Annotated in this window: 16 protein-coding genes; 7 read left to right on the top strand and 9 right to left on the bottom strand. The window is 63.9% G+C overall.

Translation table 11 applies throughout. The features are described from left to right. Window positions 1-194: 194 nt before the first annotated feature. The 3 genes from AB6804_RS18030 to AB6804_RS18020 form a co-directional block, all read right to left on the bottom strand. The gene (locus AB6804_RS18030) at window positions 195-1,121 is read right to left on the bottom strand and encodes a cation diffusion facilitator family transporter (protein ID WP_035963778.1); all 927 of its coding nucleotides are present in this window, start codon (window positions 1,119-1,121) and stop codon (window positions 195-197) included. A gap of 28 nt (window positions 1,122-1,149) precedes the next feature. Next, window positions 1,150-2,220 (bottom strand): selenide, water dikinase SelD, encoded by a 1,071-nt coding sequence (gene selD, locus AB6804_RS18025; protein WP_370887632.1) that lies wholly within the window; start codon window positions 2,218-2,220, stop codon window positions 1,150-1,152. A 66-nt stretch (window positions 2,221-2,286) separates the two neighbouring features. Beyond that, window positions 2,287-2,847: a putative glycolipid-binding domain-containing protein gene (locus AB6804_RS18020; protein WP_370887589.1), complete on the bottom strand. Its 561-nt coding sequence runs from the start codon at window positions 2,845-2,847 to the stop codon at window positions 2,287-2,289. 245 nt (window positions 2,848-3,092) lie between these two features. Between AB6804_RS18020 and AB6804_RS18015 the strand changes: the two genes are divergently transcribed. After that, complete coding sequence (locus AB6804_RS18015; RefSeq protein ID WP_370887588.1) at window positions 3,093-3,515, top strand: BspC domain-containing protein; 423 nt, start codon at window positions 3,093-3,095, stop codon at window positions 3,513-3,515. A gap of 370 nt (window positions 3,516-3,885) precedes the next feature. Then, window positions 3,886-4,104 (top strand): hypothetical protein, encoded by a 219-nt coding sequence (locus AB6804_RS18010; RefSeq protein ID WP_370887587.1) that lies wholly within the window; start codon window positions 3,886-3,888, stop codon window positions 4,102-4,104. Window positions 4,105-4,156: 52 nt separating this feature from the next. Here the strand turns inward: AB6804_RS18010 and AB6804_RS18005 are convergent, their stop codons facing one another. The 4 genes from AB6804_RS18005 to AB6804_RS17990 form a co-directional block, all read right to left on the bottom strand. Further along, window positions 4,157-4,924, bottom strand: a complete 768-nt coding sequence (locus AB6804_RS18005) for an anti-sigma factor (protein ID WP_370887586.1) — start codon at window positions 4,922-4,924, stop codon at window positions 4,157-4,159. After that, window positions 4,921-5,448: a sigma-70 family RNA polymerase sigma factor gene (locus AB6804_RS18000; RefSeq protein ID WP_370887585.1), complete on the bottom strand. Its 528-nt coding sequence runs from the start codon at window positions 5,446-5,448 to the stop codon at window positions 4,921-4,923. Before AB6804_RS18000 ends, AB6804_RS18005 begins: the two co-directional genes overlap by 4 nt. 31 nt (window positions 5,449-5,479) lie before the next feature. Beyond that, window positions 5,480-5,851 carry a hypothetical protein gene (locus AB6804_RS17995; RefSeq protein ID WP_244794925.1) on the bottom strand — a complete coding sequence of 124 codons (372 nt, stop codon included), beginning with the start codon at window positions 5,849-5,851 and terminating at the stop codon, window positions 5,480-5,482. 115 nt (window positions 5,852-5,966) lie between these two features. Further along, window positions 5,967-6,956, bottom strand: coding sequence for an AraC family transcriptional regulator N-terminal domain-containing protein (locus AB6804_RS17990; protein ID WP_370887584.1), 990 nt, complete (start codon window positions 6,954-6,956; stop codon window positions 5,967-5,969). Window positions 6,957-7,177: 221 nt separating this feature from the next. On the opposite strand from AB6804_RS17990, the gene AB6804_RS17985 reads away from it, so the two are divergent. Next, window positions 7,178-8,230 (top strand): aldo/keto reductase, encoded by a 1,053-nt coding sequence (locus tag AB6804_RS17985; RefSeq protein WP_370887583.1) that lies wholly within the window; start codon window positions 7,178-7,180, stop codon window positions 8,228-8,230. A gap of 24 nt (window positions 8,231-8,254) precedes the next feature. Here the strand turns inward: AB6804_RS17985 and AB6804_RS17980 are convergent, their stop codons facing one another. Further along, the gene (locus tag AB6804_RS17980; RefSeq protein ID WP_370887582.1) at window positions 8,255-9,121 is read right to left on the bottom strand and encodes an SDR family oxidoreductase; all 867 of its coding nucleotides are present in this window, start codon (window positions 9,119-9,121) and stop codon (window positions 8,255-8,257) included. Between AB6804_RS17980 and AB6804_RS17975 the strand changes: the two genes are divergently transcribed. From AB6804_RS17975 to AB6804_RS17960, 4 genes are all read left to right on the top strand, one after another. After that, a complete protein-coding gene (locus AB6804_RS17975) occupies window positions 9,120-9,251 on the top strand; it encodes a hypothetical protein (RefSeq protein ID WP_370887581.1) in 132 nt (43 codons plus the stop codon). The genes AB6804_RS17980 and AB6804_RS17975 overlap by 2 nt on opposite strands. 52 nt (window positions 9,252-9,303) lie before the next feature. Further along, window positions 9,304-10,485, top strand: a complete 1,182-nt coding sequence (locus AB6804_RS17970) for a 4-hydroxybenzoate 3-monooxygenase (RefSeq protein ID WP_370887580.1) — start codon at window positions 9,304-9,306, stop codon at window positions 10,483-10,485. A 177-nt stretch (window positions 10,486-10,662) separates the two neighbouring features. Continuing rightward, window positions 10,663-11,457, top strand: a complete 795-nt coding sequence (locus tag AB6804_RS17965; RefSeq protein ID WP_370887579.1) for a sulfite exporter TauE/SafE family protein — start codon at window positions 10,663-10,665, stop codon at window positions 11,455-11,457. Between the two features lie 277 nt (window positions 11,458-11,734). Beyond that, the gene (locus AB6804_RS17960; protein ID WP_370887578.1) at window positions 11,735-13,417 is read left to right on the top strand and encodes an acid phosphatase; all 1,683 of its coding nucleotides are present in this window, start codon (window positions 11,735-11,737) and stop codon (window positions 13,415-13,417) included. Here the strand turns inward: AB6804_RS17960 and AB6804_RS17955 are convergent. After that, window positions 13,414-13,806: a RidA family protein gene (locus AB6804_RS17955; protein WP_370887577.1), complete on the bottom strand. Its 393-nt coding sequence runs from the start codon at window positions 13,804-13,806 to the stop codon at window positions 13,414-13,416. The genes AB6804_RS17960 and AB6804_RS17955 overlap by 4 nt on opposite strands.

The raw sequence follows: 13,806 nt of genomic DNA, 5'->3' as shown, positions 1-13,806 counted from the left end.
CTTTCGCGCGAACTCCGGGTGCGCTTCTGTAAGGGTCAGCTTGATTGAAGGTTCATCGTGCGGTGTACGAGGCGGCCAGTGACCGCTCGTGTCGGTATAGCACTAACCGCACCTGGGCGCTGGATCGCGGCGGTTCATTGGAAAGCCCCTATCGGGGCCGAAGCACGAAACTCTGAGACGACGTTGCGGAACATTCACGCCGCCGCGCGCTTACTCGCTTCATTCGCCACGTCCGGCTCGAAAAATACCCATCGCACTTGCGGAAACGCATTCTGCAAATCTTCCTCGATGACGTTGATCGCATCGATCATCGCGCGGCCGCTCGGATAGTCGATCATCTCGGCCTGCACCGCCACCACGATATGCTTGCCCCACTGCAACGTGATCAGGCTGATGATGCGCGTCACCTCCGGCCGTCCTCTCAAGTGCGCGTCGATCGCCTTGCGCACTTCCGGACTCGCCGATTCGCCGACGATCATCGACTTCACTTCACGCGCCACCAGGAACGCAATCACCATCAACAACACGCCCACGCCGATGGAACCCGCCGCATCGTAGGCCGCGTTGCCGGTGAGCATCGTCATGAGGACCGCCGCGAACGCGATCGCCAGTCCAGCCAGCGCCGCCACGTCCTCGCCCGCGACAACCAGCAACTCTGACTCGCGCGTCTCGCGGAACCATCGCCATAGCGTCTTGTTCGGCGCGCCCTTGCGAATCTCCCGCAACGCGCCCGCCAGCGAAAGCGCCTCCAGCACGACCGACACGCCCAATATCACCAGCGCGACGATCGGATTGGACAACGGCTCATGATGCATCAGGCGATGCGCGCCCTCGTACACCGAAAACGCCCCGCCGACGAAGAACAGCAGCAGCGCAACGATCAGCGAGTAGAAATAGACCTCACGCCCCGAACCGAGCGGATGGAGCGCACTGGCCGGCGCCTGCGACCGCTTCAGGCCCAGAAGCAGCAGCAACTGATTGCAGCAGTCGGCGGTGGAATGGATGGCTTCGGCAAACATCGACCCCGAACCGGTGTAGGCAGCCGCGCCGTACTTGCACACGGCAATGCCCAGGTTCGCGGCCAGCGCGTAAAAAATGGCTTTCGGCGATTCTTCCTTCATGTCCACCTTGGTCGTCGATGTTGACGGCTCATCGCACCTCGACGCGGCCCGCTCCGTCAGTCATTTCGCCGATCACCGCCGCATGGTCGAAGCCATCGGCATGAAAGATCGCGAGCACTTCGTCGACGGATTCGGGCGCGCACGAGACGAGCAGCCCGCCGGATGTTTGCGGATCTGTAAGCAATGCGCGGGCCGCTTCGAGCGAACCGCCGATCGACTCGGCGAGCGAGACATCCGCGCCATACGCCGTCCAGTTGCGCCCCGATGCACCCGTGAAGATGCCTTCGCTCACGAAGTCACGCACCTGCGGCAGCCACGGCAGATCCGCATAACGAATGCGCGCCGTCAAACCCGCACCGCGCGCAAGTTCCAGCGTGTGGCCGAGCAGGCCGAAGCCGGTTACGTCGGTCAACGCATGAACACCGTCGAGTTGTGCGAGGTCCGCGCCCGGGCGATTGAGCTTCGTCGTCGCGGCGATCATCGCGGCATAGCCGGCCGCATCGAGCTTGTCCTTTTTGAGCGCCGCCGACAGCACGCCGACGCCGAGCGGCTTGCCGAGCACGAGCACATCGCCGGGGCGCGCCGCTGCGTTTCGCTTCACCCGCGACGGATGCACGATGCCAAGCGCGGCGAGTCCGTAGATCGGCTCGACGGAATCGATCGAATGACCGCCCGCGACCGGGATTCCCGCCTCCGCGCAAACGGCTTCGCCACCCTTCAGCACTTGCGCGATCACCTCATGCGGCAGCACGTTGATCGGCATGCCGACGAGCGCAAGCGCGAGGATGGGCTTGCCGCCCATCGCATAGACATCGGAGAGCGCGTTCGTCGCCGCGATGCGGCCGAAGTCGAACGGATCGTCGACGATCGGCATGAAGAAGTCCGTCGTCGCGACGATAGCCTGCTCGTCGTTGAGCCTGTAGACGGCGGCGTCGTCGGCCGTGTCGTTGCCGACGAGGAGATCGGGGAACGCGGCCATCGGCGTCGTGCGCTTCAGCAGTTCGGCGAGCACGCCGGGCGCGATCTTGCAGCCGCAGCCGCCGCCATGCGAAAGGCTCGTGAGGCGTGGGGCGTTCGTGGTGTCGTGCGTGGTGTTCATCGTGTGTGTCATGCGAGAAGTTCGGTCGGTGTATTGCATTATCGCCGCTCTCGGCTTCGGGCGCCTTTACCGGATGCGCCTGAAAAGGCCGGGATAGTCGATGACAAGACCATCGCCGTCGGTCGTGATCTCCGCTTCGAAGCCCGAATCGAGTCCTTCGAAGCGATACCGCCGCCCCGCTTCGAGACAGGTATAGGCCTGCTCGACAGCGCGAACGGTCATCGACGGCACGCTCACATACACGACGCGAATCACGCGCCGCTCGCCGGGTTGCAAGCGCAGGCGGCGTATCGGCAGCGTGTTGGTGAAAGGCGTTGCCGTGATGTCCACGTCGATGCAACCGTCGAGCATCGGTTGTGGCGCGCCGTCCGCGTCGGTCCATGCGTGCAGGACGCCGTGATCGTCCGCCTCGCGGCGCAGATCGAGTGCGGTGGTGCCCGCGAGACGAATCGCGAGCCGCGTCACTTGCCATTGCATATTGCATTCAATGCGATACATGAGCCCGAAGGAATGTCCATCGTCCTCGCCCACGACCGCGCTTTCGACGAGTACGCCGTCGGGCCGCGCGTCGAATAGCAAATGCTCCAGGCCTGCCCCGTCCTGCTGCGACCATCGAACTGTTTTCATGGAAGAGTCCGGCTTGCGTCATCAGCCGGAAAGGATACAACGCGCACTTCGAGAACGCGCCGCGCGGGCTTTCGTTTTGCATTCAGAATGCATGATTCACTCGACGCATAAAAACGTCGCGCGGTATACTTCGCGCCATCTCGAAAAGGCGCGTGGCTTCGTGAGCCAGTCGTCGTCATCGCTGTGCTGCCGCGATGCGCGGCTCGTTCCGCCGCGCGGTCTGCCGCCATCCTCATCGTCATCGCATGAAAATCTCTTTTGCTACGGCGCTCGCCGCGCTCCTGCTTTCGGCTTCTGCGTTTCAGCTCGTTCAGGCGCAAGAAACGCCTGACGCATCCGAAGACTATTCGTACCTCGCCCGTCTCCATGTTCCCGACACCGTCGTGCAATGCGTCGCGGCATTCGACCGCTGGGTCGAAGACGCGCCCAAGTACGACACGTTGATCGTTCCCGACCGGCGCGTGCTGTCCGCGAAGATCGATAGTCAAACGCCCATCTTCGATGCAGGCAATCCGATTCCCGTCGATCAGGTCATCGTGATGCGCGCGTTCGCAAAAGCGCGCGGCAAGGCGCAATGGACGCGCGTCGATAGCCGATGCGGCGTGCGGGATGGTCATGTCGTCGGCGTGGCGCTCACGCCCAATCTCAAGCCGAAGATCGTTCGCTAGCGAGCCGATCGCCGTATCGCGCTTCTCTCTGCGCCCGCTCTGATGTGGGCGCTGTCCACATGTGCGCCTTTGTCGCTCACAGTCTCCCTTCGTAAATATTTCACGCTACACGTTTGCTTACAAAGGAACACGGCTTGTCATTTGGCGAGCGGCTAAATTTCGCTTCATGGATTCACAGGGAGAAACCCATGAAGAAGGTAGCGATTCTTGCAGTACTGAGCGTTTTGCTGGGAAGCACGTTGTCGGGCTGCATCATTCTGCCGGGGGATGGCGGCGGTTATCACCATCACCGTGACTACTACCGCTAAAACGGGCAATACGGGCAATACGCTCACGCACGAAAAAGCATGACCATCGAAGGAGAAAAATCATGTTCAACAAGACAAAGAAGAGTCTGCTGATCGCATCGGTTGCCGCATCGCTGGGGCTTGGCCTCGTGAACGTCGCATCGGCGGAGGTGCATCACGAACCGCATCATGCGGTCAAGCTAGGCTGGCACGGCGAGCGTTACTGGGACGGGCATCGCTACTGGGAGCGGACGGAGTGGGAGCGCCATCATCCGCATCACATGGAACCGGCGCATCGTTGATGCATGAGCCGCAGCGTGTCGGGTCCGCTGCGGCTTTTTTTAGAACCCTGCCCTACCACTTCGCGGGATCGCCGCCGAGTTCCTTGCATGTGTCATAGGCGATCGCCTGCAGCTTCGTTTCACCGATCTGCCCGGATATCGCATAGCCCACGCTGTCGTAGGTCCAGTAGTAAGTAGTGCGCGGACCGTCGCGCAACGAGCGGATTCTCGCGTCGTTGCGCGCGACCGTGGTCATGTACAGCGTGAGGCGTTCACCCGCCGCGTTCTGATACATGATCTGCGCGGCCGGTCCTTTCTCGCCCGGCAACAGGCGTCCGCCGACGAGCTGAAAACCGTATTCCGCGAGCGACGGTATCGTGAGCGAGCGGTTAAGGCGCTTCGATAACCAGGTGACGAGATGATCGCGCTGCGAAGCCGCCACTTCCACGGCATGACGCTGCTCGGGTGCATACACCGCATACGCGATATCCGCGCGTTCGGCGAAACGCGGGCGCGTATCGTCGAGATTCGGCAACAGCAGATGCGTGAGATACCCGCACGCAATGCCCACGACGAGGAAACATGCCGCAAGCAGATAGCGCCCGCGCGCACGCGGCCGCATCACGATGACTTGCGGCTCCGGTTCATCGGCTGCGAACAGCGCACGCAGCGCGCCCTCCTGCGCGCGATAGGCGGCGACCGCCGCTTGGCTGGCGGGATCGCTCGCGATGCGATCGGTGACGGCGGCGCGTTCGGCGTCGCCGAGTTCATCGTCGATATAAGCGGACAGCGCCTGAAGATCGCGCTCGTTGCCGTGAAATGCGTGCTCGTGATTCGTCATGACCGGCTCACTACCTTGAGCGACGACGCCTTGCGTCCCGCTTCTTCACCGAGCATCACGCGCATGTGCTCGCGTGCTCGCGAAAGACGCGACATTACCGTGCCCGCTGGCACGTTCAACACCTGCGACGCCTCCTGATAACTCATTTCCTCGACACAAACGAGCAACATGACTTCGCGCTGCTCGACCGGCAGGCAATAGAGCGCGCGCTGCACGTCGCGCAGCACGAGGCCGTCGACTTCGCCGCGTGGCGCGGCCATCTGCCGCCACGGCGCGGTTTCATCGTCGACGGCGATGTCGCGACGTCCGCGCAACTGATCGATATAGATATTGCGCATGATCGTGAACAGCCACGCGCGCAGGTTCGTGCCCGGACGAAAGGCGCTCGCGCGATTCAGTGCGCGTTCGGTCGCGTCCTGAACGAGATCGTCGGCCCAGGCGCGATCGCCGGCCAGCGCGCGAGCATAGCGGCGCAACTGTGGAAGATGCGCGAGAAGATCGCTTTCGAAGCTCTTTGCGGTCATGCCGAACCGTCTCGCGCGGGCTTCACGACGTTCAGGGCTTGACCGCGTGCCACACGTCGCGGAAGTTGTCGCCGTTCTTGTCGCCGGGCTTGGTGTCCTTGGCGAAGCGGTACACGCGCTTGCCGTCGTACGCCCACTGCTTGCCGCCGTCGGCGGATTCGAGCGTCCACTTGCCGCTTGGCTGATCGGAGCCGGCCGCCATCGCGGCAGGCCACGCCTGGGCGCAGCCGCCGGTGCATGCGCTCGGGCTGCCCTTGGTGTCCTTGTCGAAGGTATAGAGCGTCATGCCGTTTTCGTCGACGAAGACGCCGTTCGATTCCTTCGGCGCCGCCGCGAACGCTTGCGACGCGAAGCAACCGACGGCCGCGACCGCGGTCAGGGCCAACACGATTTGCCTGTTCATCTCATCTTCCTTTTCGTGGCGCTACGGTGGAGTGTTCGTGGAACGATCGGCGTTGCCGTTCTATTCCACGAGCGATGAAATAAATTTGCGGCGTCCTGCGTGCCTTCAGATGCCGCTATGCGCCGGCTGCGGCATCGCGCCAGCGCCGCGTGTCGCGCAGCGGCGGCGCGCCGAAAAGGCGGCTGTATTCACGGCTGAATTGCGAGGCGCTTTCATACCCGACGCGATGCGCCGCGGTCGCGGCATCGGCGATATCGAGCAGCATCAGCCGGCGCGCTTCCTGCAGGCGCAACTGCTTCTGATACTGAAGCGGGCTCATCGCGGTCACCGCCTTGAAGTGATGATGCAGCGACGACACGCTCATATGCACGTCCTTCGCGATGTCCTCGACGCGCAGCGGCTGATCGAAGTTCCGGCGCAGCAGCGAGATCGCCTTGGCGATGCGCTGCGTCTGACTGTCCTGCAGCGCAATCTGCCGCAGGCGTGCGCCGGAGCCGTTCATCAGCAAGCGATACAGGATTTCGCGCTTCACGAGCGGCGCGACGATCGGCACGTCTTCAGGGGTATCGATGAGACGCAACAGACGCAACACGGCGTCGAGCATCGAACTGCCGAGACGGTTCACATAGAGGCCGCGCGAGGCTTCCGTCTGCGTTGCAGGCGGGAGGTTCTGGTCCTGAATCAGCGAGGTGATTTCGTCGACATCCAGATCGAGCCGCATGCCGAGATACGGCTCGGTTTCGCTCGCGGCCGTGACCTGCCCGATCACCGGCAGATCGACGGACGAAACGAGATAGTGCATCGGGTCGTAGACGTAGACATCGTCGCCGACCATCACGCGCTTGCTGCCTTGCGCGATCAGCGCGAGCGCGGGCGTCTGCATGCCGGGCTTCGGCCCGCCCGGATTCGTGATGCGATGCAGGTAGACGCCCGGCACCGGCGTTTCGAGCGAGCCTTCGCATCCGGCCGTGAAACGGTCGAGCAGCGAGACGAGGTCGACGCGCGCATGGTCGAGCGCAGCGTCGAGGGAACCGCCGTGGCGGGTGTCGCAAGGTGGATCGTGAGCATCTCTGCCGGCGAGGCCGGGCGTGTCGTTCAGCGCCATGATGTCCGCGGAAATGTAAGCGTGGAAGAGTGTCGATAGCTTACTCGCGCAAGCGCGATCGTGCGCGCACGAGGGGCCACCGTTTGCAGGAAAAGGCAATGATCCGACAGGATCAGGCTATGAACGGTCCGCGTTGCCGGACGATACTGCACGGGCTGGCGAACGCTCGTCAATTTTCGCGGGCAATTACGCCGACCTTTAACGCGGACACAGGAGCAAGCATGCGCTACAAGAAATTTGGCAATACCGGTCTGTTCGTCTCGGAGCTGTGCCTCGGCACGATGACGTTCGGCGGCGGTACAGGCGGCATCTGGGACAACATCGGTCAGCTTCAGCAAGCGGATGCCGACACACTCGTCGGCCGCTCGCTGGACGCGGGCATCAATTTCATCGATACCGCCGATGTCTACGCCGACGGCCGCTCCGAAATCATCACCGGTCAGGCGTTGAAGAACCTGAAGGTGCCGCGCGAGAACGTCGTCGTGGCGACGAAGATTTTCGGCGAAGCGGGCACCAAGGGCGTGAACTCGCGCGGCGCGTCGCGGTTTCATATCATCGATGGCGTGAAGGAAAGCCTGAAGCGTCTGCAACTCGATCACGTCGACCTGTACCAGATTCACGGATTCGATCCCGCGACGCCGATCGAAGAAACACTGCGCGCGCTCGATACGCTCGTGCAGCATGGCCACGTGCGTTACATCGGCGTGTCCAACTGGGCGGCGTGGCAGATCATGAAGGCCCTCGGGATTTCCGAGCGGCTCGGCCTTGCGCGCTTCGAATCATTGCAGGCGTATTACACCGTCGCCGGCCGCGACCTCGAACGGGAAATCGTGCCGCTGCTGCAAAGCGAAAGCGTCGGCCTGATGGTGTGGAGTCCGCTCGCGGGCGGCTTTCTGTCGGGTAAATACACGCGCGAAGGCGGCAAGGAAGAAGGCAGCCGCCGCACGAAGTTCGATTTCCCGCCGGTGAACGTCGAACGTGCGTACGACTGCATCGACGTGATGCGCCGCATGGCGGAAAGCAAGGGCGTGTCCGTCGCGCAGATCGCGCTTGCGTGGCTGCTGCATCAGAAGGTGGTCACGAGCGTGATCGTCGGCGCTAAGCGGGTCGAGCAGCTGGATGACAACATCGCGGCGACGCGCGTGAAGCTCAACAGCGACGAACTCGCCGCGCTCGATGAAGTCAGCCAGTTGCCGTCTGAATACCCCGGCTGGATGTTCACGCGGCAAGGCGAGTACCGCCGCAACCAGTTGAAGGAAGCGGCGGCCGAGTAACGTTCTCGCGATGCGGCAGGCCGCTCAGATGATCGGCTTGCCGCCCGTTACCGCGATTGTCGCGCCGGAGATGTAGCTCGCCTCGTCGGATGCCAGCATCACGTAGGCGGCGGCGAGTTCGGCGGGCTGGCCGGCGCGCTTCATCGGCACCTGCGAGCCGAAGTTCTTGACCTTTTCAGGCGGCATCGTCGATGGAATCAGCGGCGTCCAGATCGGCCCCGGCGCGACGCAATTCGCGCGGATGCCGCGCTCGGCCAGCAACTGCGCGAGGCCGCCGGTGAAGTTCTGAATCGCGCCCTTCGTGCTGGCATAAGCAATCAGACCGGGGTTCGGACTGTCCGCGTTGATGGACGTCGTGTTGATGATCGCCCCGCCCTCCTTCATGTGCGGGAGCGCCGCCTTCGTGATGCGGAACATCGCGCCGATATTCGTCGAATAGGTCTTGTCCCACTCGTCGTCGCTGATTTCCTCCAGGCTGTCGTACGTCATCTGATACGCCGCGTTATTCACGAGCACGTCGACGCGTCCGAACGCCTCGACCGTCTTCGCGACCAGTTCCTTGCAGAACGCGCGATCGGTGATATCGCCCGGCAGCAGCAAGGCCTTGCGCCCGGCTTCCTCGACCCAGCGTGCGGTTTCCTTCGCGTCGTCGTGTTCGTCCAGATAGGCGATCGCGACATCCGCGCCTTCCCGCGCATAGGCGATCGCCACCGCGCGCCCGATGCCGCTGTCCGCGCCCGTGATGAGCGCCGTCTTCCCTGCCAGCCTGCCGCTGCCCTTATAGCTCTGCTCGCCGTGATCGGGCTTCGGGTCCATCGGTGCGGTGAGGCCCGGCGTGCGGTCCTGCTGCTGATCGGGGAAAGGCGGAGTGGGATAGGCGTTTGTGTTCATGAGTGTCCTCATTGATGAAGAGTCGGGATTTACCCTCATTCAGCAAGCACCGGACCCGCTTTTAGCCGCTTTTCGGGCCTTTATCGGGATTGCCGATACGCGCTATCCGCCGTATCGCGTTGCGACATAAGGCCGCGTTGCCGACACTGTATGCACAACATCACGACGCAACGGAGACACACATGCGTACTCAAGTCGGCATCGTCGGCGCGGGCCCGGCCGGGCTTCTGCTCTCTCATCTGCTTCATCAGCGCGGTATCGAATCGGTCGTGCTCGAAACGCGCAGCCGGCTGGATATCGAGTCCACCATTCGCGCGGGCGTGCTCGAACAGGGCACGATGGACCTGCTGAACGAAGCGGGCCTCGGCGCGCGCATGCAGGCCGAAGGCGCGTTGCATCACGGCTTCGAGCTGGCGTTCGAAGGACAGCGCCGGCGCATCGCGCTGACGGAACTGACCGGCCATTCGATCACCGTTTATGCACAGCACGAAGTCATCAAGGATCTGGTCGCGGCGCGCGTGGCGGCGAACGGCGCGTTGAAGTTCGGCGTGTCGGATGTCTCGCTGCACGACTTCGCGGACAACAGCGACCGCAAGCCGCGCATCAAGTATCGCCACGAAGGACGCGACGAGGAACTGGAGTGTGATTTCATCGTCGGTTGCGACGGCTCGCAGGGCGTGTCGCGGCAGTCGATCCCGGAAGCGGTGCGGCAGGATTATCAGCGTGTGTATCCGTTCGGCTGGTTCGGCATTCTGGTCGAAGCGCCGCCTTCATCGGACGAACTGATCTACGCGCGGCACGACCGTGGTTTCGCGCTGATCAGCACGCGTTCGCCGGGCGTACAGCGCATGTACTTTCAGTGCGACCCGAAAGATTCCGTCGATGCCTGGTCCGACGACCGCATCTGGGCCGAATTGCACGCACGCGTCGATACGGCTGACGGCTGGCAGATCACGGAAGGGAAGATTTTCCAAAAGAACATTGTCGGCATGCGCAGCTTCGTTTCCACGCCGATGCAGTCGGGCAAGCTCTTCCTCGCGGGCGACGCCGCGCATATCGTGCCGCCGACGGGAGCAAAGGGGCTGAATCTGGCGGTGTCGGACGTGCGCGTGCTGACCGCCGGGCTCGTCGGCTTCTATCAAGACGGCAGCGCCGACAAGCTCGCGCGTTACACCGAGACGGCGCTCAAGCGCATCTGGCGCGCCGAGCATTTCTCGTGGTGGATGACGCGCATGCTGCACAAGCTCGAAGACACCTCGCCGTTCGAGCAACGGTTGCAGGTGGCGGAACTGGAGCACGTGACGACTTCGCGGGCGGCGGCTACGGCGCTGGCGGAAAATTACGTCGGAAGCGTGGCGGTTTAACGTGCTTCCGCGCGCCGGGCGGGAACGCCCGGTTGCGCGGGGACTGCGCCTGTCTTCCGACCGCTCCGGCACGCCCGCAGCTTCCGCCCGTGGCCAACGCGCAGCAACGGAACGTCTTACCGGCTATCATCGACGGTTTTTCGACTCCACCTTGCCTGACGGGTCCTCTTCCGCGCGATGTCCTTTCCGCATATCGATCTTCTCTATTCCGCCTCCGGGCTCGCGGTCGGTTTTCTCGTCGGCCTGACGGGCGTGGGCGGCGGTTCGCTGATGACGCCGCTGCTCGTCCTGCTGTTCGGCATCCATCCGGCGACGGCGGTCGGCACCGACCTTCTCTACGCCGCCGCGACCAAAACCGCCGGAACGCTCGTGCATGGCCTGAAAGGCTCGGTCGACTGGCGCATCACCGGGCGGCTTGCGGCGGGCAGCGTGCCCGCCGCCGCCGTGACGCTCTATTTTCTTCATCGGCATGGCATGGCCTCGCCCGACACGGCGCGCCTCATCCAGTTGATTCTCGGCACTGCGCTGCTCATCACCGCCGTGTCGCTCGTCTTCCGCACGCAGCTCGCACGCCTCGCCTATGAAAAGGGTCGCAGCCGCCCTGAAAACCCCACGCGCACCGCCGCCTGGACGATACTCACGGGCGCGATCCTAGGCGTGCTCGTGTCGATCACTTCGGTCGGCGCGGGCGCGATCGGCGTCACCGTGCTGCTCTTGCTCTACCCGCGTCTCGCGACGGCGCGCATCGTCGGTTCCGACGTGGCCCATGCGGTGCCGCTCACGCTGATTGCCGGCGCGGGACACTGGATGGTCGGCTCCGTCGACTGGTCGCTGCTCATTTCGCTGCTCGTCGGTTCCATTCCGGGCATCGCCGCCGGCAGTGCGCTGTCGTCCAAAGCGCCCGAAGCCCTGCTGCGCCACGTCCTCGCTGCAACGCTCGTCCTCGTTGGCGTAAAACTCGTGTTGAGCTGATGTTAGTCGCCCCGCCCGCCGATGCACAGCCGGCCGGATGGCATAGGCCAAATCGCATGGCCGGTTGTTCGGCCTAGCCGTTTGACCGGGTTTCACACGAGCGGCCGATGCGGCATCATGCGCAGTCAATCGGCTGACGCGCCCCTTATTGCGAAGCGCGCGGCCAGTCCGGCGGCGTGGCGCGATGTCGAGGTCATCGCGATGCGTGCGCCGTCTTCTGCCGTCGACGTTGCGAGGCAAACCGGCGGCAGCCTGAACGTTCACGAGGAGTCAGGCAATGAAAGAGAACGAGCATCCGCATCAGGACCTTCCGGCTGACCACGACGCGCCCGCCGATCCGGCGCGGCGGCGGCTGATCGCGGCAGGCGTCGGGCTTGCCGGCCTGTCGCTCGGCGGATGCAATCTCTTCGAGCACAAGCCGTCGACGCCCAAGACCGCAGCCGATCTTTCACTCGACCGCACGCTTGCCGCCAAGGTGCGGCAGATTGTCGTGATCTACGCGGAGAACCGCAGCTTCACGAATCTGTACGGCGACTTCCCGGGCGTGCAGCATCCGCTGTCGGCGGTGCCGGCCTCGCAATACACGCAGTTCGACCGCGATGGCGTCACGCCGTTGCCCACGCTGCCCGCAATCTGGGGCGGACTCGTGCCGCAAGCCCAGGAATTCGACGGCAAGCGTTACGCCATCGCGGAGAAGCAGATCGCCGGTTTGCGCAACGGCCCCTTCCGCCTCGCCGATGCACAAGGCGATCCGTTGCCGACCGGCGTCATCACACGCGATCTCGTGCATCGCTTCTATCAGAACCAGATGCAGATCAACGCCGGGCGCAACAACCAGTTCGCGGCGTGGGGCGACTCGGGCGGCCTCGTAATGGGCCATTACCGGAACTCGCCGGACACTTTCAAGCTCTGGGGCCTCGCGCAGCAATACACGCTCTGCGACAACTTCTTCATGTCGGCGTTCGGCGGTTCCTGGCTGAATCACATCTTCCTGATTTCGGCGCAGGCGCCGTACTATCCCGACGCGCACAGCAGCCCGGCGGCGAAGCTGATCTCGGCGGTCGAGGGCGACGATCCGACCGGCTCGCGCCTGAAGCTCGCGCCCGATTCGCCGAAGTCCGCGCTCGAGGGTCCGCCTAAGTTCGTCCGCGACAGTTCGCTCACCGCCGACGGCTACGCGGTCAACACGATGGCGCCGCCGTATCAGCCGAGCAACGTCAAGCCCGCGCCCGACAGCGATCCGCGTTTCGCGGATACCGCGAACGCATTCGTGCTGCCGCCGCAGACGTACGCGACCATTGGCGACCGCCTGTCGGAGAAGGGCGTCGACTGGGCGTGGTATAGCGGCGCGTGGCAATACGCGCTCGAGCATCGCGACACCGGCGCGGTGCCCGACTTCCAGTATCACCATCAGCCGTTCAATTACTTCCGCAACTTCGCACCGGGCACGTCAGCGCGCGAGCGGTATCTGCGTGACGCGGGTCTCGGCGACGATCCTTCCACGAACAAGCTGCTCGCGGACATCGACGCGGGCCGCCTGCCGTCCGTCACGTTCTACAAGCCGCAAGGCAATCTGAACATGCACGCGGGTTATGCGGACGTCGCATCCGGCGACCGGCATATCTCGAACGTGATCGAGCACATCCGGCGCGGGCCGCAGTGGGAGAACACGGTCGTGATCGTGACCGTCGACGAAAACGGCGGCTGGTGGGATCACGTCGCGCCGCCAAAGGGCGATCGCTGGGGACCGGGTTCGCGCATTCCGGCGATCGTCGTGTCGCCGCTCGCCAGGAAGGGTTACGTCGATCACACGGTCTACGACACGAATTCGATCCTCCGCTTCATCTCGCGCGTGCACGATCTTGCGCCGCTCGATGGCGTCGTCGCGCGGGACCGGGCGTTCGCGGCGAACGGCGAAGCGCCGCTCGGCGACCTCACCGCTTCGCTCGATCTCGCCTAGACGCGCTCGATCCACGCACGCGCCGATATCTCCAGCAGATAGCCGTAGTGCAGCGCGCCCACGGGCACGACGGCGCGCGCCGGCTTCCACGCGCCGAAGTGTCGCGCGTAAATTTCGTTGAACGCCTTCCAGTGCTCGACGCCGACGAGATAAACCGTCACTTCGATGCAGTCCGTCAGGCCGCCGCCCGCCGCTTCGAGCACGGTTCGGAGATTGAGCAAGGTCTGCTCGGCCTGCTCTTCGAATGGGCGGTCGCCGGTATGCGTGCCGTCGGGGCGCATCGGCAACTGGCCGGAGACGCAGACCAGATTGCCGGCGCGCGTCGCGTGGCTGTAGTGGCCTGCGGGAATCGGCAGGCCGGAAGCGTTGATGGTTCCTATCGGTGGCAT

This window comes from Caballeronia sp. RCC_10, assembly GCF_041360715.1.
Taxonomy (GTDB): domain Bacteria; phylum Pseudomonadota; class Gammaproteobacteria; order Burkholderiales; family Burkholderiaceae; genus Caballeronia; species Caballeronia grimmiae.
This window is presented reverse-complemented; position numbering and strand designations above follow the sequence as displayed.